Annotated in this window: 26 protein-coding genes; 1 reads left to right on the forward strand and 25 read right to left on the reverse strand. The window is 33.1% G+C overall.

Annotated features, from left to right (window positions below; all coding sequences use genetic code 11):
* Positions 1 to 13: 13 nt before the first annotated feature.
* The 5 genes from H9650_RS03740 to H9650_RS03760 form a co-directional block, all read right to left on the reverse strand.
* Positions 14 to 925, reverse strand: a complete 912-nt coding sequence (locus H9650_RS03740) for an ROK family protein (RefSeq protein WP_151111153.1) — start codon at positions 923 to 925, stop codon at positions 14 to 16.
* Positions 926 to 929: 4 nt separating this feature from the next.
* Entirely contained in the window at positions 930 to 1958 is a 1029-nt protein-coding gene (locus H9650_RS03745) for a LacI family DNA-binding transcriptional regulator (protein WP_144537260.1), read from the reverse strand.
* Positions 1959 to 1985: 27 nt separating this feature from the next.
* Positions 1986 to 2828 carry a carbohydrate ABC transporter permease gene (locus tag H9650_RS03750; protein ID WP_191696596.1) on the reverse strand — a complete coding sequence of 281 codons (843 nt, stop codon included), beginning with the start codon at positions 2826 to 2828 and terminating at the stop codon, positions 1986 to 1988.
* Positions 2828 to 3772 carry a carbohydrate ABC transporter permease gene (locus H9650_RS03755; protein ID WP_154311389.1) on the reverse strand — a complete coding sequence of 315 codons (945 nt, stop codon included), beginning with the start codon at positions 3770 to 3772 and terminating at the stop codon, positions 2828 to 2830. Before H9650_RS03755 ends, H9650_RS03750 begins: the two co-directional genes overlap by 1 nt.
* An 80-nt stretch (positions 3773 to 3852) precedes the next feature.
* Positions 3853 to 5157: an ABC transporter substrate-binding protein gene (locus H9650_RS03760; protein WP_191696597.1), complete on the reverse strand. Its 1305-nt coding sequence runs from the start codon at positions 5155 to 5157 to the stop codon at positions 3853 to 3855.
* Between the two features lie 351 nt (positions 5158 to 5508).
* On the opposite strand from H9650_RS03760, the gene H9650_RS03765 reads away from it, so the two are divergent.
* The gene (locus H9650_RS03765) at positions 5509 to 5997 is read left to right on the forward strand and encodes a hypothetical protein (protein ID WP_144537252.1); all 489 of its coding nucleotides are present in this window, start codon (positions 5509 to 5511) and stop codon (positions 5995 to 5997) included.
* Positions 5998 to 6513: 516 nt separating this feature from the next.
* Here the strand turns inward: H9650_RS03765 and H9650_RS03770 are convergent.
* The 20 genes from H9650_RS03770 to H9650_RS03860 all read right to left on the reverse strand — a co-directional run bounded on the left by H9650_RS03770 (position 6514) and on the right by H9650_RS03860 (position 22735).
* The gene (locus H9650_RS03770; RefSeq protein ID WP_191696598.1) at positions 6514 to 7005 is read right to left on the reverse strand and encodes a hypothetical protein; all 492 of its coding nucleotides are present in this window, start codon (positions 7003 to 7005) and stop codon (positions 6514 to 6516) included.
* 473 nt (positions 7006 to 7478) lie between these two features.
* The gene (locus tag H9650_RS03775; protein WP_191696599.1) at positions 7479 to 7883 is read right to left on the reverse strand and encodes a hypothetical protein; all 405 of its coding nucleotides are present in this window, start codon (positions 7881 to 7883) and stop codon (positions 7479 to 7481) included.
* A 140-nt stretch (positions 7884 to 8023) separates the two neighbouring features.
* Positions 8024 to 8215 carry a hypothetical protein gene (locus tag H9650_RS03780; protein WP_144541839.1) on the reverse strand — a complete coding sequence of 64 codons (192 nt, stop codon included), beginning with the start codon at positions 8213 to 8215 and terminating at the stop codon, positions 8024 to 8026.
* A 429-nt stretch (positions 8216 to 8644) separates the two neighbouring features.
* On the reverse strand, positions 8645 to 8821 hold the full coding sequence (locus H9650_RS03785) for a hypothetical protein (RefSeq protein WP_191696600.1): 177 nt from the start codon (positions 8819 to 8821) through the stop codon (positions 8645 to 8647).
* 120 nt (positions 8822 to 8941) lie between these two features.
* The gene (locus tag H9650_RS03790) at positions 8942 to 9241 is read right to left on the reverse strand and encodes a hypothetical protein (RefSeq protein WP_191696601.1); all 300 of its coding nucleotides are present in this window, start codon (positions 9239 to 9241) and stop codon (positions 8942 to 8944) included.
* A 250-nt stretch (positions 9242 to 9491) separates the two neighbouring features.
* Positions 9492 to 10694, reverse strand: a complete 1203-nt coding sequence (locus H9650_RS03795) for an IS110 family RNA-guided transposase (RefSeq protein ID WP_191696602.1) — start codon at positions 10692 to 10694, stop codon at positions 9492 to 9494.
* A 264-nt stretch (positions 10695 to 10958) separates the two neighbouring features.
* Complete coding sequence (locus tag H9650_RS03800; RefSeq protein ID WP_191696603.1) at positions 10959 to 11447, reverse strand: GNAT family N-acetyltransferase; 489 nt, start codon at positions 11445 to 11447, stop codon at positions 10959 to 10961.
* 450 nt (positions 11448 to 11897) lie between these two features.
* Positions 11898 to 12863: a M23 family metallopeptidase gene (locus H9650_RS03805; protein ID WP_191696604.1), complete on the reverse strand. Its 966-nt coding sequence runs from the start codon at positions 12861 to 12863 to the stop codon at positions 11898 to 11900.
* Positions 12864 to 13106: 243 nt separating this feature from the next.
* On the reverse strand, positions 13107 to 13241 hold the full coding sequence (locus H9650_RS20620) for a hypothetical protein (protein ID WP_263619324.1): 135 nt from the start codon (positions 13239 to 13241) through the stop codon (positions 13107 to 13109).
* A gap of 74 nt (positions 13242 to 13315) precedes the next feature.
* A complete protein-coding gene (locus H9650_RS03810) occupies positions 13316 to 13795 on the reverse strand; it encodes an NUDIX domain-containing protein (RefSeq protein ID WP_144542056.1) in 480 nt (159 codons plus the stop codon).
* Positions 13796 to 14435: 640 nt separating this feature from the next.
* Positions 14436 to 15056, reverse strand: a complete 621-nt coding sequence (locus H9650_RS03815) for a zinc dependent phospholipase C family protein (RefSeq protein ID WP_191696605.1) — start codon at positions 15054 to 15056, stop codon at positions 14436 to 14438.
* A 227-nt stretch (positions 15057 to 15283) separates the two neighbouring features.
* Positions 15284 to 15763 (reverse strand): hypothetical protein, encoded by a 480-nt coding sequence (locus H9650_RS03820; RefSeq protein ID WP_191696606.1) that lies wholly within the window; start codon positions 15761 to 15763, stop codon positions 15284 to 15286.
* Between the two features lie 157 nt (positions 15764 to 15920).
* Complete coding sequence (locus tag H9650_RS03825) at positions 15921 to 16271, reverse strand: Imm32 family immunity protein (RefSeq protein ID WP_191696607.1); 351 nt, start codon at positions 16269 to 16271, stop codon at positions 15921 to 15923.
* A 289-nt stretch (positions 16272 to 16560) separates the two neighbouring features.
* Complete coding sequence (locus tag H9650_RS03830) at positions 16561 to 16737, reverse strand: cold shock domain-containing protein (RefSeq protein ID WP_191696705.1); 177 nt, start codon at positions 16735 to 16737, stop codon at positions 16561 to 16563.
* A gap of 259 nt (positions 16738 to 16996) precedes the next feature.
* A complete protein-coding gene (locus H9650_RS03835; protein WP_144542059.1) occupies positions 16997 to 17464 on the reverse strand; it encodes a DUF2691 family protein in 468 nt (155 codons plus the stop codon).
* A 1187-nt stretch (positions 17465 to 18651) separates the two neighbouring features.
* Positions 18652 to 19011: a DUF7674 family protein gene (locus H9650_RS03840; protein ID WP_144540339.1), complete on the reverse strand. Its 360-nt coding sequence runs from the start codon at positions 19009 to 19011 to the stop codon at positions 18652 to 18654.
* A 139-nt stretch (positions 19012 to 19150) separates the two neighbouring features.
* Positions 19151 to 19408, reverse strand: coding sequence for a hypothetical protein (locus tag H9650_RS03845; protein WP_191696608.1), 258 nt, complete (start codon positions 19406 to 19408; stop codon positions 19151 to 19153).
* 290 nt (positions 19409 to 19698) lie between these two features.
* On the reverse strand, positions 19699 to 20124 hold the full coding sequence (gene fabZ, locus H9650_RS03850) for a 3-hydroxyacyl-ACP dehydratase FabZ (RefSeq protein ID WP_144540566.1): 426 nt from the start codon (positions 20122 to 20124) through the stop codon (positions 19699 to 19701).
* Positions 20125 to 20285: 161 nt separating this feature from the next.
* Complete coding sequence (locus H9650_RS03855; RefSeq protein WP_191696609.1) at positions 20286 to 20762, reverse strand: DUF2628 domain-containing protein; 477 nt, start codon at positions 20760 to 20762, stop codon at positions 20286 to 20288.
* Between the two features lie 917 nt (positions 20763 to 21679).
* Positions 21680 to 22735 (reverse strand): sugar-transfer associated ATP-grasp domain-containing protein, encoded by a 1056-nt coding sequence (locus H9650_RS03860; RefSeq protein ID WP_191696610.1) that lies wholly within the window; start codon positions 22733 to 22735, stop codon positions 21680 to 21682.
* Positions 22736 to 22797 lie beyond the last annotated feature (62 nt).

The following is a 22797-nucleotide window of genomic DNA, read 5'->3' on the forward strand; positions in this document are numbered from 1 at the left end:
TGTTTTCATCCTCCTATCTTTTCACATTCATCGATTGTCTCTGTAAGAAGTGATACAAAGCACCGATTAAATTAGAATCGTTACCAAACTGACATCTTTCTACTTGGATGGTTAAGCTATCCTTATTGTGTTTCATTTGATTTAAGGTTTCATTAATCTGATCAATGAAACCTTCTCGAGTACTGATGGCTCCACCTATCAAGATTTTCTCCGGATCAATTACATACTGTAAATTATAAATCCCTACTGCTAATCGCTTCACAAATTTTTCTATTTCATCTCGTATTTCTTTATTACCATCTTCGGCCAATTCAAACACAGTTTTGCCGGTAAGGGAATTCGGATCCATTCCTTCTCGTTTTGCCACTTGGTTGATCAATCCACCGATTGCAGCTAAAGTACTCCATGTTTTCCCTATTGGCTCTTCGAAATAATCCTCCATGATCATATAACCAAATTCTCCAGCAAATCGATTCTTACCATGCCGGATTTTTTTATCAAGAACTAACGCGCCTCCGATACCGGTGCCAATCACAATACAAATATAATCCTGTACATCCTTTGCAGCACCAATCCATCCTTCTGCTAATCCAGCGCAATTAGCATCATTTTCAATTTCAACACGTATATGTGTCCGTTCCTGAACAAGTTCCTTTATACTCGGTCCATGGATATACGGAAGTGCTGTGACTCCACCAATATGTCCTGTTTCTACATTCACTGCACCAGGCAAACTTATAGCGATACCTTTTAATGCATACCTTTTTTGAAAATTCTTCACGATGGATTCTACCGTATCTACAAACAGTTCAAGACTAGTCTCAGGTGTAGGAGCAGAGGACTTTTCAATAAATAATCCTACCTCATCCATAAGGGCATATTTAATAGAAGAACCTCCAACATCAAAAACAGCGTAGTAATTCACACAATTACCTCCTATCAACCCTTTTCGTTCCACACGACTCCCTAATGATTAATTCTGAGTCAATCAATACTGGCTTTAATTGTGTTTCTCCATTTATCAAATCATTCAACATATAAGCTGATAATTTCCCGAATTTTTCTTTATCCTGCTTTACTGTCGTAAGTTTCGGCTCGCTATAGCGGCAAGCTACAATGTCATCACACCCGACAATTTGAATATCTTGTGGAACACTAAGTCCCTCTTCCTTTATCGCTCTTAGAGCACCCAACGCCATCAAGTCAGATGTGGCAAAAACAGCTTCAGGATACTCTTTGCATCGAAGTATTTTCTTCATCGCTTCATATCCGCTTTCTTCATGAAAGTCACCATACTGAATCCATTCTCCGCGTATTTCAAGACCAAATTGTTGCATGGCTTCATAGAAACCTTGTTTCCGATAACGAGAAATAGCTGAATCCCATTTGCCGCCTATATAACCAATCTTTCTTACAGAATGTAAATAAAAAAATTCGATCACTTTTCTCGATAAATCCACGTTATCTGTCATGATGTAACTAGATTTTGGACCTTTTAACTCAATATCAATCCCAATACACGGAATTCCTTCCTTTGCCACATCATAGATAGCCTCTTCCACTTCCTCACCCGCAATCACTATACAGCCATCGACATGAAAATGTCGACATCTTGCTAAATAGCTGCCATGCCCCGTTTGAAAGCGTTCATTTGAAAACATGATAATATCATAACCTAGTAGACCAATATTCTTTTTGAAAGCTGATATAACCTCATTAAAATAAGGATGTGTCATTTCAACATTAATCTTCCCAGCATAGATCAGTCCGATTAGGTTTGACTTTTTTGTTGCCAGTGATCTTGCAGAAAAGTTGGGTTCATAACCCTTTTGGTTAATGACATCCATTACTTGTTTCTTTGTTTTCTCACTAATGCCTTCATAGTTGTTGATGACTTTTGAAACAGTACCTGGGGAAACACCTGCCATTTGCGCTATATCTTTAATTGTTAAATTCATCTCTAATCCCTTCTATTTCACGTTACTTTATTTCACAGAGCCTTCAGTAATACTTGATATAAATAAACGGTTAAACAATAGGAAAATAATCAAAAGTGGTACAGTTGCCCAAAAAACACCTGATAAGATCATGCCAAAATCTGCATATTGTGTATTACTTAACTGGGCTAAAGCAACTTGAATCGTATACATCTCTGGATCTCTTAAAACAGTAAATTGCCATAAAAACTCGCCCCATGCAGCTGAGAAGACAATTATCCCTAAAGTTGCAAATGCCGGAAGTATAATTGGAAGCACAATACTACGATAAATTTTAAAGTTGGAGCACCCATCTAATTTTGCTGCTTCAATTAACTCATCCGGTACAGATTGACTAATATATTGTCTCATCAGGAAAATCCCCAGAGGATTAAGGAAGAACAATACCATCACACCTGGTAATGTATCAAGTAATCCTGCCTTAGAAATCAAGAAATACTGTGGGATTAACCCTAATTGCGGCGGTATAATCATCGTTAAGAGAATAGCTGTAAAAAGTACATTTTTACCTCGAAACTTAAACTTCGAAAAGGCAAACCCAGCTAATGAACTAATAAATAAAACCACAATGGTGACAATGGAACAAACAATGAATGAGTTCCACATTGCTTGAAAGAAATCGATTTTATCCAAGACCTTTTTAAAATTTTCTATTAACAAGCTCCCTGGTGTAACCGTTGGTGGAATGGAATTGTAAGCAGAACTAGGGCTTGTTGCCATTACAAACATCCAATAAAACGGAAACAACGAAAGTAGCGATGCAATGGATAATAGTACATAAGCAAGGATTCTGCTAATGGACGGTTTTTTTCCCTTCTCCGATTTATTCACTAGTTTCCACCTCTTTTCTTCCTGCCAATACCTGAGGTTAAGAAAGTATTTATGGCAGCAAAAACAGTTATCAATACTAATAATATAATAGCTGTAGCTGACGCTGTTCCAAAAGATTGTAATTTAAAGGCATCCCGATATAAATACATCACAATAGTCATGCCTTCGTCTCTTGTGAAAGCACTAGTTCCTAAAAAGATAGTTGGTTCAGAAAATAACTGCAAAGCCCCTACAGTCGATGTGAATACAGTTAAGATGATAAATGGCTTAAGCATCGGTATGGTAATGTACATAAGCTGCTGAAATTTATTTGCTCCGTCAATCGTTGCAGCTTCATACAAATCATTTGGAATACTTTGAATACCAGCAAGATAAATAATGGTGTTATACCCTACCCATCTCCAAAACACCATAATCGATATGGCAATTTTCGTTCCCCATTCAGAGCTGCTCCAGTTCACAGGATCTAGACCCGCCAAACTTAACACATAGTTGGCTAAAGAAGATTCATGATCACTAAACAACACACTGAAAATAAGAGCTACAGCTACCATGGAAGTAATATACGGCATAAAAATCGTTACTCTAAAGAAGTTCTTAAACTTAAGAAATGCAAGATTCAATAAATAGGCAAAAATGATTCCGAACAGTAATTGTGGGGCGGTACCCATGATTCCCATGACGATTGTATTGTAAACTGATTTCCAAAAAAGAGGATCGGTTAAGACTATTTTAAAATTAGCTAAGCCAACAAATGTCATAGGACTTAATCCGTTCCATTTTTGAAACCCTAAATAAATACTAAATAATGCTGGATATAACCCAATAATAGCAAAAATAATAAAGAAAGGGGCTATATATAAATAGCCTGAAGCCATATCTTTTTTCTGTTCAGACATGTACCTTTTTTTTCTTACCTTTTCCTTATTACTTACAGTATTCATGTACTCACCTCATCCCTATCAAAGGTGGAATTGGAGCTCATTAACCCCTCATCCACCTTCATATCTAGTAATCTTTTTATCTAGCGATTTAATAAATCTTTTGCACGTTTAACTGCCGATGTCCATTCTTTTTCTGGATCTGCTCCTTTAGATTGAACATTCTTCAAGGCATTCAACACTTCCTGATAAAGTGGGAAGTATTTCTCTCCTTTATAAACTGCTCCATTAATGTCTTGGGCAGCTTTTGCAAATACTGGTGCTGTCGATTGTCCTCCAAAGAATTCATCTTCATTGTTTTTGAAGGCATCCATATCATAAACAGCTGGTGCAGATGGGAATAATCCTTTTGTTTGGAATGATTTCAATTGATTGTCTGGAGAGATTAACCATTCTGCGAATTTATAAGCTTCATCAGCATTTTTAGTTTCCTTTGGAATGGAGATAAAAGAACCGCCCCAGTTTGCAGCAAATTCAGTTGGTAAAGTAGCTACTCTCCATTTGCCAACAGCTTCCGGTGCATTACCTTCCATCCAACCTTTTAACCAACCAGCTCCTAATTCAGCTGCAAATTCACCTTTATTCACAGCATTTGCCCACTCCGGTGACCACATTTCAAATTTCCCAACAATTCCAAGCTCATTTAAATGGACAGCGTAATCATATGCTGCTTTAACAGCATTTTCATCTTGCTCTAGTAGTAATTCACCCTCAGGATTAAGGAAGGTTTCTTGAGCTGCATCTAAGTAAGCTCTGAATGCCATTTCTATACTATCTACGAATGGTTTTCCTGTCTTTTCCTTCACCTTTATACCCGCTTCTTCAAATGCTTTTGGAGTACTGATTAAATTAGTTACTTCTTCAGGTTCAGTTGGTAAACCAGCTGCTTCAAATACATCTGTACGATAGTATAAAGCTTTAGGACCAATATCTGTTGGTAAGCCGATTAAGAAATCCCCAGCATTATTCTCCCCTGTGTTCCATTTCCAATCCAGGTATTGATCTTTAATATCTTTTGCACCAAGATCATAGAGGTTTTCAAATTGGTCTTGTGCTACTTTAAAACGATCTAATTGATCAATCTCTAACATCGTAATATCTGGAGCTCCGCTTCCAGCCGATAATGCCGTAAATAATGCATCATGATGCTCTGCTGTTTCAGCAGCTCTTACTTTTATTTTCACATTAGGGTTTTCTTCTTCATATGCTTTCGCCAAGTCTTCATAGCCAGTAGCACCAAAAGTCCAAAAATTTAATGTAATTTGTTCTTGTTTGTCTCCGCCTTTTTCGCTATTAGACGATTCCTTTTCGGTTCCACTACAAGCTGCCAATGAAAATGCAAGAACTGTTGACAAGCCTATTGCACTTAATTTTTTCAAACCTCTCAATTTGATTCCCCCTATTTTTTTGACTAATGTTTTCTTACAGGTTGTAATTCTTCAACAAAAATAATGAAAGTTATTATTTTTGTATCATTCACCTCCCATATTGTTTTCCTCATAAAAACTAAACTTATTTACCATACTTCGGAAACCGGTTTCTAAACTTGATGAAAAAGAGCGATTATTAGAAGGTGAAACCGCTTTCAATTTGAATTATAAAACTAGATTGATATAAAATCAAGAATTTTCTTAATACTTTTAGAAAACGCTTTCCATAACTGAGGACGGATAACACAAAGTCTTAGAAATGCATAACATGTATAAGGAAATGCTTAAATAGCGTTGGAGGGATAAAGTATGGTGAGTTTCCAATCTTTTCATGGGATTGTTACTATGATAAGTGATTTTGCAACAGGGTTAAATGGAGAAGATGGTTGTTATACGTTAATGTCAGTAGACAACGGTAACGGGGCTTTAGTAAATTTTGTAGTATCACCCTCTACTTATTTTGTAGACCAAGAAATGGTAGGGGTTGGAGATTGGGTTACTGGATACTATGATGGAAATGCACCTGTTCCTTTAATCTTTCCACCACAATATCAGGCACTTGTTATAGTAAAAAATAATCCAAATCAATTTGTAAAAGTTGACTTCTTTAACAGCCAGTTTGTTAGTAGCGATGGTCAATTGAGCTTAAATATTTCACCGTATACCCCCATAATTTTGACAAACGGGCAAGCTTTTACAAAAAGTCCAGCAAACCGAAATCTAATTGTAATCTATGGCCCCACCACCCGAAGCATTCCTGCCCAAACCACGCCGTATAAAATTATTGTTTGGTGTTAGAAGGACGAATATAGGTGCCCGGGGTTCTTTGCACCTCACTGATTAGCTATTTTAAGAGACGCTTAGAATCCTTGTATGAACATTTTATGAAGTTGAAAGGCTAGGACAAAACCTTTCTTAGAAATTCAAGAGGCTGTGTTCTCCGCTACAGTGAACGCTTTTCTGGGGACACGGAGCGAGCCTGTAGTATCTCCTACGCGCTTGTCCCCTAGGATTCGCCGCCTTCGCTCAAAACAACTAAAATTCTTTATTCAGGTGAAAACTGTATATAATCTCAGAAATAAAAGAGGACATCTTCAGTTAAATTAATATAGCTACGTTAAAGGCAAAGGTTGATTTAAGACACAAAAAATGAGCTGGGATATTTTCTCCAAGCTCATTTTAATTTGATTTCCTTTTTACTAAAGCACACCGTTACTTTAAGTACAAACCTTCACAATATCTCCAAAGCCACCATTAATCAATTGTTTAGTCCAACACACCGAAATATAGACGATTTTTTAATAATTAATTTATTTATGGTAATGGCACTTCAATAGTCTTAGTAGGTCTATTTATGTCTTGTTCCCATTCTTTTATGATTACGTCTGTCGATTCCTCTAAATCTGCAACTGTCACTTTAATTTTATTGTCAGTAAGCCAATGAACATTCGTAATGGGCCAATTATAATTACTAAAATATTCATGATGTAAAGATGGAATTCTAGATTCGCCTCGAAATTCAAAATTAATGACAACAATTCGTTGTTTTGTCTTTTCGCTATTTGAAAGTAAAAACATGACATTTTCTTGATTTGGAGAATAGATTAGTTCACTTGTAAGAATACCTTCTCCTAAAGGAGCCATTGTACTCTTTTGATCTAAAGTAAGATACGCACTAGCACAAACAGTTTTTCCGCAATCAAATGTTACAAGATATGATGGTAACTCATTTTTTATGGGTGTATATTTTAAAGTCGATAGTACATCTTCTCGTTTGCCATAGTTATTTTCTGATATGTAATTCAAGAAACCATTATACTCCTAAAAAAGGGCTTTACTCCTTCTTGAAGTAAAGCACTCGTTAGTTTAAGTACATTATTTCACAAACTTCCTTTTCCCCTTCTTAATCACGGTTAACATAATTTAAATATAATTCCGAAAGATGAAATATAATACTAATAACGATTGCTGAGAAAAGGAGGTATGAGTTTGGGTCTTGTCGTTATGGCATTTTTCGCCTTGATATTCTTTGTTTTCTGTTTTATCATGGGTTCTATCTACTGGTTTGGCGACAAAGGAAGAAAATTTTAAAGATAAAAAGTGCTGCTTGCAACACTTTTTTCCTTCATTTGTGGATAAAGGCTGTCTTACCTGATAGCCCTGTTTTCTAAAGCACCCGTTAGTTGAACAAGCACCTTTTCATCTAATTCAAGTAATGGGCGAAATGTTCACTAAGACTTTTTTTATATTATTCAATTCACATCAATTTTTATCCAAATTTACTTGTTAGTGGAATTTGGCTTGATACTAAACAGTGTACGAGTTTTCTCGATATATTTTACAGTGCAAGGATAGGTCCCTCGTCTAACATCACTAAAATCATCAAACTCTCCAAAAACAACAAGACCATTAATTTCTACGTGAAGTTGATGGTTAGTTGTTCTACCCGTTGATTCAAATTCTGTTACGACACATTGACCACTCACTGTTTGAAAGTCCTTATTTTTAATGGCAATATAATCCACTGTATTCCAAATTATAAGAAACAAACATAGGATTCCAAAAAAGGTTACTGTAATAACACTAAAATAAAAATCTTTATGCCCCCGTTTTTTTTTCACAAAAAAGATTACTATAGAGGTGCAAATGATTAGCCCAATTAATGCATAGATTATGTCAAACATATGATTTTTCTCCTTTTCTAATGACAATCGACATAAATCCTTATTCAACTAAACTGCTTCGTTAGTTCAATAAGAAAAAGCTACCATTACAGGCAGCCGCTTGTTTATTTCAAAAATATATATAATATTGCAAAAATAAATTACTTTTGGGGTGATTTGGATGATTGCAAACTATTTGCTAACCAAAAAATAATTGTGAAAACTAGAATTGTAAATATTTTTTTTACATCTATCTCTATACCAATCCACAAGGTGTAAAGCAAAACAATTCCATAAAAAATAATTACGCTACTAATGTTATATTCTTCGAAAAACCTAGTATTTTTTTTCATTTCCAACCTCCTCATTTGATATGCTTTATAACTCTTCTAAAGCACCCGTTAGTTTAAGTACACCACTTCACATACTCAGTAAATTAAGGGAGTCATTCACCATTTGTATATCTATTATCTCCCATCATATGGTTAGAACTTTCTCCTGGTTTTGCATTTGAATTAATTGGATTCTGATTATTGTTATTAATTTTCTTATTTCTCCTGTCGACTAGGAAAGCAAATGCGATAATAATAAAAAGTATAATAAGAATTATTAACCACCTCTTTATTGACTGTATATTCTAATGACTTGAAACTACAATTACTTTATAGATTTTTAAACTAACTGTCCTTTAGTTTAATAGGAGAAAAGGCTTTACTCCTTCTTGAAGTAAAACACCTGTTAGTTTAAGTACACCACTTCACAAACTCTATAAATTAAGCGAATTATTCCCCATTTGTATATTTATTATCTCCCATCATATAGTTAGATCTTTCTCCTGGTTTTGCATTTGAATTAATTGGATTTTGATTATTGTTATTAATTTTCTTATTTCTCCTGTCAACTAATACAGCAAAGGTGATAATAATAAAAAGAATAATAAAAACTATTAACCAAATCATATTTATCTCTCCTTTATTTACAGTATATTCTAACTTTTGAAACCTACAATCATTTTAAAGGATTCTCTTCTCAATAAGAAAAAAGGCTTTACTCCTTCTTGAAGTAAAGCACCCGTTAATTTAATATGAATCTCTAAATAAAATATAACTCCAAACAAATAAAACAATAGATAATATAAAATATAAAGTTTTAGCGACCCAGTATGGAAGTTTATCAAATATCCAAAATAACCCTTCAACAATGAATGAAAGTATTAATGATTCATTTATCCCAGTGCCTGTGCCCTCTTCTTTATGGATTTTCTTGTTGTGTCTAAAACCTAAAACAAAGAAGCCAATCCCAAATAATCCAACTATAACTGCTTCCCACAAAATTATTACCTCAATTCCATCAATGGTGTTATTGTACCTGTTTTTCACCTTATTAAACTAACCTGCTGCGTTAGTTTAAGTGTAACATTTCACAATGCATATTCTGAGATCAACTTAATATATTGCACATAAAAATAGACCATCGAAATGATGGCCACATTTTACTAAACCAGCTAATAGGATGTCAATATTTTTCTCTAAAATTATTATTAATCTTATGATATACTATTTTATGCATGACAAATAGCCCTCCAAAAACCTTTTGGAAGGTTTTCTCTTAATTACTTGTAACCAGTAATTACGCTATATCTTGGAAAGTTTCTTTGCTATTTAATAAAGCATAAATCCAATGAAGCAGTTTGTTAATACAGGCTACTATCGCCACTTTTGCAGGCTTTCCCTCTGATTTCTTCTTATCATAGAATTCTTTCCGCTTGTTGTTTCTTGAACTTCTGATACCACACAATACGGCAAGATACAAAGCATGGCGTAATCTACTTGAACCTCGTTTTGTAATACGATTGGTTGTGGCAGTAAACTTTCCTGATGAGTGAACACTGGGATCTACTCCTGCAAAGGCAACTAGTTTTTTCGGATGATTAAACCGTTCGATTTCTCCGATCTCAGAGATTATCGTGGCAGCGATCTTTTCTCCGATTCCTGGAATCGATTGGACAATCTTGTAATCTTCTAATTCATTTGCCAAGGTCACTATACGAATTTCCAACTCCGAAAGGTGCCCTTGGTACTGAAAAAGCATTTCAATATACATTTGAAGATTGATCAAGTGACTATGATACACCACTTTTTGAAATGGATTTCGATAGGCAGAATCCATTAGTTTTTTTGCCTTTTCCAATGCCCATTGACTAGAACGTCTTGGACAAAACTCCATCACACACTCTGCTACCTTACTTTCTCCAGCCGTTATTACATCTTCTGAAGTGGGATATTTCTTTAACATCAATAAAGAAACCTTTGAATAAAGATCACCAAAAACCTTGCGGTATTCAGGAAACACTTGATCTAGAATAGTGTGAAACTGTAGCTTAGCCTCCACATACATATTCGTCACAATCTCCTGTTGTCTCGATAGATTTCTAAGATTTAAGAGTTGAATCCCTCTTTTTTTATGAGGTTCAAAATCTTCTTTGTAATAAAGCATACACAACTGATACGCATCAATTGCGTCTGTTTTTACCTTTCTTAAACTAGATCTCTTCGCTTGATAAGAAATAATAGGGTTAAGCAAGATATATAAAACCTCGTTCTCCTCCAAGCATTGAATAACAGGAGAGTGGTAATGGCCTGTAGATTCTAGAATGACTTTAGGCATTTGCCCGGTCATCACTTCGATCTCATGTAAGAAGCCTATAAAACGGTCTAAATCCTCTCGTGTATGCTTCATAGAATAACTCTTTCCAAACGGCTTCGATTTATCTAAAAATGCCTGAACTTGGCTCTCTCCTTTTGCCACATCCAGACCAACTACTGGGTTCATTCAACTTCCTCCTCTGACTAACTCACCAGTACCCCTGTTCCTCCTTATAGTGTCATAGCTTCGCTTGTTATACGAGATCTATGTCCCAACCAGCCTCAAACATGTTTCTACAAGTAGGGGGTGGACAGTTTAGCCGACGGGATCATTGTCCCACGCACCCGTACGTCCTACCCTGGCTACTGATATATTAAATCCTATAAAAATAAGGTCAACCAGTAAAAACTGGTTAACCTTATAATACGAAGCACCCGTTAGGTGAAGATACTAATCAGTAATTTTGAATGAAAATATAGTGTCTCCATCTTCATTTTTGTTTTCTATATAATTACCATTTGAATATTTACAGATTACTTTTTTCCAAAATATTTGAGCATCTTTGTTTTCTTTAATAACAGATACTTCCCACTTTTCTTTATATTTTTCAAATAAATTTATAGCAGCTATTCTCCCTACACCCATTTTTCTGTACTTTTTCATAACAAAAAATTCAGCCATCGAATTATAAACATCATTGCTGCTATCATTCTTAATCTTTCTTATTAAAGCAAATCCAGCATATTTACTATTAACTTTAATAAAGAATGGATATCTGTTTGGCTCATTCCAATAATTATCTAAATACTTATAGTCATATAAACCAATCTCATTTACATCATCATTCGTAAATTCACTAAAATCATAATTGTACAATTCTATCAGATGTCTTAAAACAAATTTTCTCTCATAATCTACTTGCTCAATAGTGATACTCATAAGCGACGAGAACCCTCCTTAAAAACAGAATTTCTTCTTCAACTAAACTGCTGCTTTAGTTTAAGTGTAACATTTCACAATGTATATCTGAGATCAACTTAATATTTTGGACATAAAGATAGACCATCGAATGATGGCCATATTTTGCTAAAGCACCCGTTAGTTTAAGTACAATATTTCACAATCTAACCTAAACCTCTTCTTTTGTACATTCTGTATATGAGTCGAAATCTTCACAATCCAATATAAGTTCACAACTCTGAGGGTGAACAATAAAAAAGTCTTGTGGTATCCATCATTAAACGACTTAATAAAAAGCTGTTTAAAGTTAAACAAAGAGAAATCTCCTACAACGCTGTTAAGTCAAAATTCTAAGAGGTTATATTTAATTCCAAACTTTATTTGGGAACATTTTTTGAATTTGTTTTGCATGCTTTATAAATTTTTTCTTTATCCCTTAAAATACTGTCCAATGATTTTTGGAATCGTTAGTACTATATCTGTAAAGGTTAATGAATTTTCTATTTTATCAAAAGTATCCATCTTATTGTCATCCAAAGGCCATGACGTCACTGTATCTCCCTGTACTGGTTCAAGATGATTTTGGAACTGGATGCGAATTGATTTAGCTTTTTCAAATTGTGGGCGATCCATTACTTGAAAATGGATATGTGCCTCTGACGAATTGCCTGAATTCCCACATAGCCCTAATAGTTGGCCTTCTTTAACATGTTCGCCTTCCTTTACTAAAATCGAGCCGTTTTTAAAATGTGCAATCATACTATTTTCCTTATTTGAATGTTCAATTACTATATAGTTGCCGGTTGGATATTGCTCGTTCATTTTACCAGGTACATTATCTTTAATACCATCTACTACTTCTACAACTTTCCCATTCAACGGTGCAACAATATCTTTGCCGAAAGCAAAATAATTTTCATTGATTAAATTTGTACCCTCATATGTTACCCCGTTTATTACACGTACTAAATCGTAAGCATAGCGTTGGTTTTCATACGCATAATGATAATTATCAAACTCATTTGTACCGCCCCAAAATACGAACCACTCATCACGGATTGGCATTCGATATTGGTTTTTTGTCCGTCTTTTGTCAGAGTCGTAAGTGATAAAAGGTTTCAAATAAAATCCTGTAATTACTTGCCTAGGATCATATGCTAACTGAATCGCTTTTTCTTTATTTTGGTCTATCCAAATAACTTGAGTTGTACCAAACCATTCCTTTTCGGAAAACTTCTCTAATTTTTGTATACCTTGTTTATAAGAATGGCATATATTTTGAAATTCATTTAACCCAAGAAGATTTTGAAAATCTTTTGATGTAGTTTTATAAAGTAATTCAAACTCTTCATTGATAAAATGTGCCCCAAATTTATTTAAGTCTAATTTTGACATATGTATCCTCCAATCTCAGCATTCAAAAATAATCCATTCGTTTATCTTTACGAATACAATGAACTGAAAGTTTCGAAAAATGGAAGAATAGTTTAGTTGTTTTAAAAGTTTCCCAAAGCATTGTTTGATAAGATTTCTTTACTTAGCTTTGTAAATCTGACTATAATCCTTGGTACAATAAACTGCACCGCTAGATGAATAAGAAATCACATTTTACAATATAACCCTCTTCATTGTAATCACTTAGGCATTCTTACATTCTATTTGCATCAAATGGTAAGTTCCTTCTAGTGATGTCCATCCAACGAGTTCGATTTGTATTGGTAGTTCAACAAGTCCTGTAATTGCATCCCCAAAATCAAACATTCCACAACGCATATCTGGGATCAACTTAATGTTTTGGGTATAAAAATAGACCATCGAAAGATGGTCATATTTAATTCCTCAAAATTTCACCTAACAGCTTGATTTAGTTTATGTTCTTCGATTAGTTCAATGTTTCTACCGTTAGTGGTGTAACTCTGTAAATAAGAACCGATATTAGCATACATTTCAACATTTTGTAACTCTGCTATAGGTAGCCATTTAACATCTATTTGATTCGAGTCCGGATTTTTGGGGAATTTTGGAGTCGTGTGGTTTATTATTTTGCATTCAAACATCATAACTAATGTATGTGTTTTTCCAAACTTTTCAAGATTAAGATGTGGTGTATATTCATAAACAAATGCTAAAGGGCCTACTTCTACATCTATACATGCTTCTTCTTTGGCTTCTCTTTTAACTGCATCAGTAATAGATTCATTTGGTTCTGTTCCACCTGCAGGTAAATCATAGACGATACCTCTTATCGGGTCATTATATACTGTTAATAATATATTATTATTTTCTATGATAATTGCACCTGCTCGTACTCTGATATGAAACTGCATTTAATAACCCCCTAATTTAATTTCAAAAAGTAACATTATAACGATGAAAATGCACTTGATTAATTTAGATAATTCAACGTTAAATAATAAAATCCTTTATTTGTTCTTATTCAACTAAACTGCTACTTTAGTTGAATAAGAACAAGGCTTTACTCCTTCTTGAAGTAAAGCTACCCGTTAGCTTAATAAGAGGGTGAATATATCCTATCTGTATCAGTATCAATTACAAAATCAACTTTAATATGGTTGGAATAAGGTATTTGTTCAAAATTGTGAAGACTGCAAAAGACATTTGTAAGATTACTATTACTTGTCTCTAATGCTAATTCTTTAGCTTTGAGGTACTTTAGCTTTAGTTGCTGTTTTGAACACTTTTTACCCGTAAGTAGAACTTGTTGAAAAAAACTGTCGATTTCAATAATCATAATAATCACGACTGGTTGCTAATCAGTCATATAGCTTAGATTTTTTTATAAATGAATCCTTATTTTATCAGATTTCCTTGTTCAACTAACCTGCTGCGTTAATTTAAGTGTAACATTTCACAATGCATATCTGAGATTACCTTAATGTATTGGACATAAAAATAGACCACCAAAATGATGATCATATTTTGCTAAAGCACCCATTTGTTGAAGATTTATTTTGTAATAATTGGTTTTATATTCATTATACCCAGTTCAATTGATGTCTCTATATAGCCAATTATTTGATTAAAAGTAAAAACATTAAGTTTTTCATTTAGAACTTCCTTGTCGTAATTCATATCCTCTAACACATAAGAAGCAAATTTCTCAACATCTTTGGAAGAAACCTCATCCAAATCTATAATTGCAGGATACTGACTAAATATTTTTCTCAATTTATTTGTAAAACCATAGTGCTCTAGTAACTTTCCATTTAGCAATCGGAAATCATTATGGTATAACTTATATAATCCTTCATCAGCATTCATTCTGTTTCTTAACCAAGAAAGATTAAAACCTCTTAACCAAATATCATCAGCAATTAAATGTGCAAAGTACCCCAATATATAAGGATTTTCTAATTGCGAATTGTATTTATGGATAAAACCTTTATAATCAACGCTTCTTGAATAATCTTGCACTTCACCTATAAAGAAATGTGAAAAGTTCTTTTCTTCGTGTGAAAAAACTGCATCTGGAGCAATGCTTCCAAGCAAAAATGATGTTTTGTCTTCCATCGATAAACCCTCCGCAATTTTTTCCCCAATAATCGAGTGCATTATTCTTGAACCCAAAATACTCTCCCCCTTTTTAATAAATCATCAATATTAGTTCAATAAACACATTTAAAACCCTTTTACTTTCCAAATTCTACTTCAACTAATCTGCTGCTTAGTTGAAGTGTAACATTTCACAATACATATCTGAGAACAACTTAATGTTTTGGACATAAAATAGGCCATCGAAATGTTGGCCATAGTTTGCTAAAGCACCCGTTAGTTAAATAAGCTAATACATTTCCCTAAATTCTCATATCACCAATTTTTTCACACAGAGCTTTAGCTCTTTTAGACAATAGTATCTTCTGATGCAAATATTTAGCTAATTGAGACCTAAGAAACTCATCTAAACAGTAGAAAAGAAATGAAGATAGCAGAGAAGTAATGAAGAAAAAGTTATCAAATAAATTACTAGTGTCAGAAATCAACAATTCCCTTTCCCATTCTGAAAATAAGATTGGAATCATAACAAACAATGCGGCTAGAAATAAGTGGATGAATAACGCAATACTATCTCTAAAGAATCCTCTTAGTTTTTTTGTAACAAAATCGGAGAGAATAGATACTGGTACTCCATAAATCAAAAGAATAGGAAATAGATAAATACCTATTATGAATACAAAACCAGTCTGTTCTTCTATGAAATAGATGAACATAACCAATACACAAGCCATTACTGCTGAAACAAGTTTTCTGATAATTATTTGACTCACCCCATTCAAAATAATCTCCTCCTGAATATACATATTGGTTATTTCACCAATCGTTTTCAGAACTCCTTCTTAAACTAGACTGATGCTTTAATACAACAAGAAAAAGGCTTTACTCCTCTGGAAGTAAAGCCCCCGTTAGTTTAAGTACATTGCTTCACAATCTCAACTAAACCTCTTCTTTTGTATATTCAGTATATGAATCGAAATCTCCACAACCCAATATAAGTTCACAACTCTCTGGGTGAAGCATAATCCCTTTAGACTGGACTACATATTCTTTATTTATCGGTTCTATATGGAAGTGCTTTCCATCACCATAATCGTGTGCTAAACGAATTAACTCAGTACCTAATCCGAGTAATGCATTCTTACTTAGAGTAATTTGTACTCTACAATTCGTTGTTATATCATTTCCGCTACTATCCATAACGGTTACTAATCCAATGTTGTCTCCTGTTATTTCAAAAGCTTCTTCTTTATCAAAATCGTTATTTAAATGGATAATGTATTCAGACATAATTAACCCACACCCGTTCTAATATATGTTTTACTTTTCCCTAATTTTTTGTTCAACTAAACTGCTGCGTTAGTTCAATAAGAGAAAAGGCTTTACTCCTTCTTGAATTAAAGCACCCGTTAGCTTAATAAGGGACCAAGTAATTTAAAATCATAATCGATTATTATTGATTAAAATTAAAAACATTTCAGATATAGTCAAAATAGATGTTTCGGAAGTTGTAAATATTTCTACCCTTCCGCTTTGGTTTGAGAAAAAGATTTTTCTCTTTTCTTGAAGTAAGCACCCATTAGTTGAACTTATTTACTAGTTTCTTAACATTTACAGCTCGACGTGATTGTTCTTTTAAATTTGAGTTTTCTTCAAGGTCAAACAATACTGCCTCACCTTTGGTAAGTGATTTAAACCCATCCAATTGAATACTACTGAAATGTACCCATACGTCATCCTCCCCTTCGATTGAAATCCAGCCCCACCCCTCTTCTTATGATAAATTTTACATATTCCTTTAATATTATATCTCATTATAGAGCCCCCCAATTTTGATAAGTTGAAAACATTATGATCTTCAACTAACCTGCGACGTTAATTTAGTGTACCATCTCACAATGTATATCTGAGATCAACTTAATGTTTTGGACATAAAAATAGACCATCGAAAAGATGACCATATTTTGCTAAAGCACCTCGTTAGTGGAATAAGAAGGCATAGTTATAAATCACTGTTACCAATTTGATAGCTTTATTCTTGTGTCATTTTTATCAGTAATGTATTGGAGGTTTTCAAACCTTTTTATCTTTGCATTATCATAAAATCTTTCAAGTTTTTCATTGTCCTTACAATAAATCGTGACATAAACAGAATCAACAACTAATAATACGAGTTCACAATCACTATTTAAAAAATCTCTATACGTCTCAATTACTGATGGATTTTTCTCTTTTGAGTAGGCTTTTAAGTCCACAAAAATGAGATAATATCTATTATCTTCTAAAAGTTCTTTAAGGGATAAGCCCTCTATCCAGTTTACCTCGTCTGCGAATAGTGGTTTTCCTAATTCATCATCCTCAACTAAATATGATTCCTCGCCTCCACTTAGCCAAATGAATTTAGTAATTTCAAAGGGAGTTAATACCTCCCAAAGAAACCTTCCGTATTCATTGGGAATTTCAAAACTGATTCCTCGTTTCATTTCTTCACCTTCCTTTAATTTATTGAATTAACCTGCACCTTTAGTTCAATAAGAATAAGAGCTGTCTAAGCATCAATGCTCTACAAGTCTAGCACCCGTTAGTTGAAGAAGAACAGAGACGTTTCTTAAAATAATCGTCCGATTGAAAAATCAAAGGTTATTGAAGCTGGCTCGTACTTAATTTTCATAACCCTCTACGTTGAGAGATTATTTATTAACTTAAAAGTAATTCAGAAAAGAATAATCCAAAAAATAAACCTAACATTGAAATAAAAAAGTATAACAACTTCATTTTCATTGTTTCGTCATTGAAAACCATTCCTGAATAGCGATACACCCAATAAAATATTGGTAAAACCACAACAATACAAAAAATACTTTCAAAAGAAAAACTAAGAGTAAATGTGGTGCTGATCGTGGATAGAAGGCCCCCTAGACATCCAGCAACAAAACCGATTGTATAACCACCTAATAAAAAGTGTTTTAATTCAACTTTTCTTTCCAGAACTTTCACCTTCTTAAAACTGTTTTTTTAAACAAAAGATTTTCTCACAAGTTAAACAACATTATTCAACTAACCTGCCCCGTGAGTTCAATAAGAAAAAGCTCCCTTACAGGCAGCCACTTGTTTAACTAAGCACCTCGTTAGTTGATGAACATTAAATTTTTTTAAAGCTCAATGGTTGTGAGAAATGCACAAACAAACATTGAGCTTGGAATAGCAATTACTAATAATAATGTTTTTTTTACATTGGATATTTCGTTAAATCTCATGTAAGTATCAATAAGAAGTAATCCACTCACTAATTTAATTATGTATATCAAAATCATTCTTGAAATATCCATAACATCTAAAGTATTAAATGACCTTTGAATTCACTAGAATAAATACTCGTCATCCCGATTATAGCTATCATTACAAAGAAATACATAAAAATTTTCATATAGGTTTTCATACAATCTCCCACTCTTAATAAAACTTAGTAATAAAACATACGTCATCCCATTTTAATCATTATTATATCGAATACGCTATATAAAAATATTTCCTGTTCCTTATTCAACTAAACTGCACCTTTAGTTTAAGTGTAACATTTCACATTGCATATATGGGATCAACTTAATGTTTTGGACATAAAAATAGACCATCTAAAAAATGGCCATATTTTGCTAAAGTACTTGTTAGTTCAATTTCTACCCCAAAATTTTTCAATTTCATTTGAGGCTTTCCTCGTCTCTGAACCCATATACTTATAAGCATTTTTTAATAGTTTTTTAGAGTCGCCAAGTTGTGCAAGAATAGTAACGCTTAGTAATTCTTTCACTTCATCATCTCCTGAAGTTGCCATCAGTTCAAGATAATCAAATAATTCCTTTATCTTTGGTATATCCTTCTCTTTTCCAATGAGTTCATTAAAATAATTGCTGCATTCACCAAAGAAGACATGATTTAGGATTTCACCATTAAATTCAATATGTTCTTGTAAGTAACGCTTGTACTCTTCAAATTCATCTGTAAAGTGTATTGCTAAGTCTTTATATTCCATTTTTTCTCCTGTTGCTGAACGTCTTTATAACAATTTCTTCAACTAAACTGCACCTTTAGTTCAATAAGAATAAGAGTTGTCTAAGCATCTCTATGTTCTTCAAGTAAAGCACGCATTAGTTGAAAAAGATTTAGTTTTATTAATTTATTCCCAATGTAGTTAAAAATAGATAACCAAACAAAATAGTTAGTAATAATAAGAAAATCACATTTATCAATTTCCAGACTCGGTACGGCAAATATGACATAGCTACTATAATTAAATTCAACCAAAAAGGTGCACTACTTATGGTGGAATGTTCTTTTGGAAGACTGGATTCTTTAACACCAATAACTAGTATTAACCCAATAAAGCACACAAAAAATAAAACTCCTGATACTAAACTTGCTTCATTCATTACTTAAAGATTCCTTGCCTGTAATATTACAATAAACGTTCTCTTGAAAATCATATATAAACCTCTTTCTTACCACTATAGAACTCAATTTTAGGCTACTCTCCAAACTATTGAAACAAGTAAAAAAAAAACAGTTAAATTCTTCAACTAAACTGCACCGTTAGTTTAAGTGTAACATTTCACAATGCATATCTGGGATCAACTTAATGTTCTGTACATAAAAATAGACCATCGAAACGATGGTCAAATTTTAAACATCCGTTAGTTGAATAAGTTCTCCCTAGTATTTTTTAATCACCGAATGCAAATGTTATTTCTGCTTCGCAAACCAGTTCTCCATCGACTGTTGCTATACCTTTGCACTTCCCTATAGGTCCCTTTAATCTTGTAATCTCGATCTCTAGCCTAAGTTGGTCTCCTGGTTTAACTTGCTTTTTGAAACGGCATTTATCTATACCTGCTAAAAGCCCTAATCGTCCTTGGTTCCCTTCTTTTGTTAACATTACAACTGCACTTACTTGAGCTAATGCCTCTACTATTAATACACCTGGCATCACTGGATAGTCCGGAAAATGTCCGTTAAAAAAATTCTCGTTAGCAGTAATATTTTTTATACCAACTGCTCGTTTTCCTTCTTCTAATTCCATAATTCTATCCACTAAAAGAAATGGATAGCGATGTCTAATTACTTCTTTAATTTTTTGAATGTCTAATATCATTAAACTCTTTCCTCCTAATAATACTTTTAACATTTATATTAGCACTTACTACTAATAGTTGATACTATAAATTTCAATATTAATCATTATGTATTAAAAACGACAAAACCGATGTACAGTAACGTAACTGCATCGGTTTTTACGAAAGTATTATTTTATTAAACTCCATATATAAATGCTGCTAGTATGATATACATAATTATCATTCCAAAAGCTACTAGCACCCCTAGCCAGCTAGTTCCCCCACGCTTTTCGAGCTCTGCATGAATATTTTCCATACTCGCTGAATTCTGTTCAGTAACTCTTTTTATTTCCTTGTTTGCATGCATTAGATATAAATAATTGCCTAATAGCCCACAAATAACAGATACTGTTATGCCTATCGTGCTATCCATACCAAATTCAAATCCACTAAAAACAATGATTAGGTCGTACAAAAGGAAAATACCAATCACCATGAAAATATAGGAATACATCTTACGATAGCCTAGCCATAAAAAAGAAAGGAAAAAAGCTGCCCAGTTCCAAGTTTGAGCACTCTTCGCCCATTTATTAAAATAATACTCTCTGTTTTTAGCTCCAACATAAGCCCCTAGCAACCTCTCTTCTATCTCTGGGAAATTCTTGTTGACCACCTGTGTACCTCCCCATTATAATTTTAATGTTCATTATATTTTTGAACCATTTCTTTTATACCTATTTTCACCACTTCATAAACACAAAAATCTATTTAAATGTTAATTTCATGAATTTATTTATGAAAAGAATCACAAAATATGAAATCTATATTTTTAAAACTTCTATTTTTCCTGATTAATTTTCTTGTAAGATAAAATTGAAAGTTAAAAGACATGATTTCGTCGAATATATGCACAAAATATTATTAAATGCACAAGATTTTTGTCGAATTATAAGGGAAATAAAAGAGATTATATGAAGGGGTGTAAAGATTGTTATCAGACTTTCGTTCTAAGTTAGACAAGGAGATTGGGCCTCGAAAAATTCTACACATAAAAGAATGTGAAATTTGTGGCTATGATGAGTATTATTTTATCGATCCAGAAACTAATAAACAACTTGGCATGGCTTGTGAGGGTTGTAATTATATAAAACGGTTTGAGTTTAACTCTAAAAACTAATCTAATTGAAGCAGCTAATTAGACTACCAAAATAACTGTTTCTTTTTCTATAAACGATTTTCCTATGATATAATTTTGTCTTAGTCATTGTTCACTTAGAATCTTCGTCAATTCAACTAACAATGCTTCACAATTTTTGTGGTCGGCTTCGTGTAGCCCTTACTTTATCCCCAGACTGTCAATGTCTCTTTACCGCATTAAGCTATCTACTGTTCCCAACCATATACAATATGGCCCACCAAGCTTTTTCATCTTTCTTGTACTAGATACAATTAATAGTTTTTATAAACTTACTTTCCATTTAAATATAAAAAAGCCACAGAATTTATGATTTCTGTGACCTCGTCTTTATTTTCTTTCTAATAAATTTAAACTATTCATCCTGAGGAAAGAAATGAAAGCGGAAATCATTACTATATGATTCCATAGTATTTATAAAATTTTGATACTCTTTCATCGCTTAGTAATGGTCGATGGACCTGTAATAAATTTACGTCACTAAAATTATTTCCCTCAAGTACAGAAAATCCATCATCTGTAATTACAATATCCCAACCAACGTATTTAATATATGGATAGAGAGAGGCTGCATTTAATATACTTTCTTTAATTTCATGCCAATGGGGAACTATCTTTCCCTTAATTTTAGACTTAGTTTCTGGGTGTTCACTATACCATTCTAGTTTTCCGTTTTTAGGATATGTCACACCTTCGCCTAACTCTCCACTATTCAGATCAATCGCTGCACTTAAACCGCCCTGCGTCCAATTATCAGCAGGAATGGATGTTAAGTTCCCCATTCTTTGAACAGCTATAGGTATAAAAGGTTTGTTAGTGACTGGGTCTATCATAGTTAAGATTCTAATAGTATTAGTAGTCTTTGGATAAAACTCCTTACTGAAATTACTTTGTCCTACGAACTCATTCACTACATAATTGTGCAACTTAGAAATTACTTTTTCTAATTCTTTTTCATCTACTTGTTTTTCATTTAAGTAATATTCTTCTTTGATTTTCTTTAAAACAAAAATCCCATATCCACCGCCATTGCGTATAGGCTTAATAACACAGGCATTATGTTTATCTAAGTAGTTTAAAATTTTTAATGCCGAATCAATTTTTTCCTCATTTTCTAAGCACAAAAACTTTCCTTTTTCAATTAAACTAATATTTTTAGGAATAGTAATATGTTGCTTGTACATGGATTCGAACACTAACTTTTCATCTAAAATAAAACTATAGGGGCTATTTAAGTATCTAGTATTTAATCGTTGGATATCGGATAAGTACTCTTTCGGATCATTTTTAGTAAAATTATAAATTATCGCAGACTCACTTAAGAAACCTTTTCTAGAAAAATTGATTTTCTTACTAATTCCTTTATTCACAGAGGATTTTAAGTTTTTCTTCATAAAAGTACGATAGATATTAGTTTGACGGTATAGATTAATCGCTTTATTCTTTATCATAAAAGCACATCCACCTTTTTGAATTAAATAAATAGCTGTGTTAATTTCATAGATAGTACACT

It is taken from the genome of Psychrobacillus faecigallinarum (assembly GCF_014836595.1).
In the GTDB taxonomy this organism is placed as follows: Bacteria; Bacillota; Bacilli; order Bacillales_A; family Planococcaceae; genus Psychrobacillus; species Psychrobacillus faecigallinarum.

Bases quoted from the DNA above. Each gene is read 5' to 3' on its own strand.
- H9650_RS03745 (WP_144537260.1), bottom strand. From the start codon at position 1,958: ATGAATTTAACAATTAAAGATATAGCGCAAATGGCAGGTGTTTCCCCA.
- H9650_RS03755 (WP_154311389.1), bottom strand. From the start codon at position 3,772: ATGAATACTGTAAGTAATAAGGAAAAGGTAAGAAAAAAAAGGTACATG.
- H9650_RS03765 (WP_144537252.1), top strand. From the start codon at position 5,509: ATGGTGAGTTTCCAATCTTTTCATGGGATTGTTACTATGATAAGTGAT.
- H9650_RS03775 (WP_191696599.1), bottom strand. From the start codon at position 7,883: ATGTTTGACATAATCTATGCATTAATTGGGCTAATCATTTGCACCTCT.
- H9650_RS03780 (WP_144541839.1), bottom strand. From the start codon at position 8,215: ATGAAAAAAAATACTAGGTTTTTCGAAGAATATAACATTAGTAGCGTA.
- H9650_RS03785 (WP_191696600.1), bottom strand. From the start codon at position 8,821: ATGATTTGGTTAATAGTTTTTATTATTCTTTTTATTATTATCACCTTT.
- H9650_RS03795 (WP_191696602.1), bottom strand. From the start codon at position 10,694: ATGAACCCAGTAGTTGGTCTGGATGTGGCAAAAGGAGAGAGCCAAGTT.
- H9650_RS03800 (WP_191696603.1), bottom strand. From the start codon at position 11,447: ATGAGTATCACTATTGAGCAAGTAGATTATGAGAGAAAATTTGTTTTA.
- H9650_RS03805 (WP_191696604.1), bottom strand. From the start codon at position 12,863: ATGTCAAAATTAGACTTAAATAAATTTGGGGCACATTTTATCAATGAA.
- H9650_RS20620 (WP_263619324.1), bottom strand. From the start codon at position 13,241: ATGCGTTGTGGAATGTTTGATTTTGGGGATGCAATTACAGGACTTGTT.
- H9650_RS03810 (WP_144542056.1), bottom strand. From the start codon at position 13,795: ATGCAGTTTCATATCAGAGTACGAGCAGGTGCAATTATCATAGAAAAT.
- H9650_RS03825 (WP_191696607.1), bottom strand. From the start codon at position 16,271: ATGTCTGAATACATTATCCATTTAAATAACGATTTTGATAAAGAAGAA.
- H9650_RS03835 (WP_144542059.1), bottom strand. From the start codon at position 17,464: ATGAAACGAGGAATCAGTTTTGAAATTCCCAATGAATACGGAAGGTTT.
- H9650_RS03840 (WP_144540339.1), bottom strand. From the start codon at position 19,011: ATGGAATATAAAGACTTAGCAATACACTTTACAGATGAATTTGAAGAG.
- H9650_RS03845 (WP_191696608.1), bottom strand. From the start codon at position 19,408: ATGAATGAAGCAAGTTTAGTATCAGGAGTTTTATTTTTTGTGTGCTTT.
- H9650_RS03860 (WP_191696610.1), bottom strand. From the start codon at position 22,735: ATGATAAAGAATAAAGCGATTAATCTATACCGTCAAACTAATATCTAT.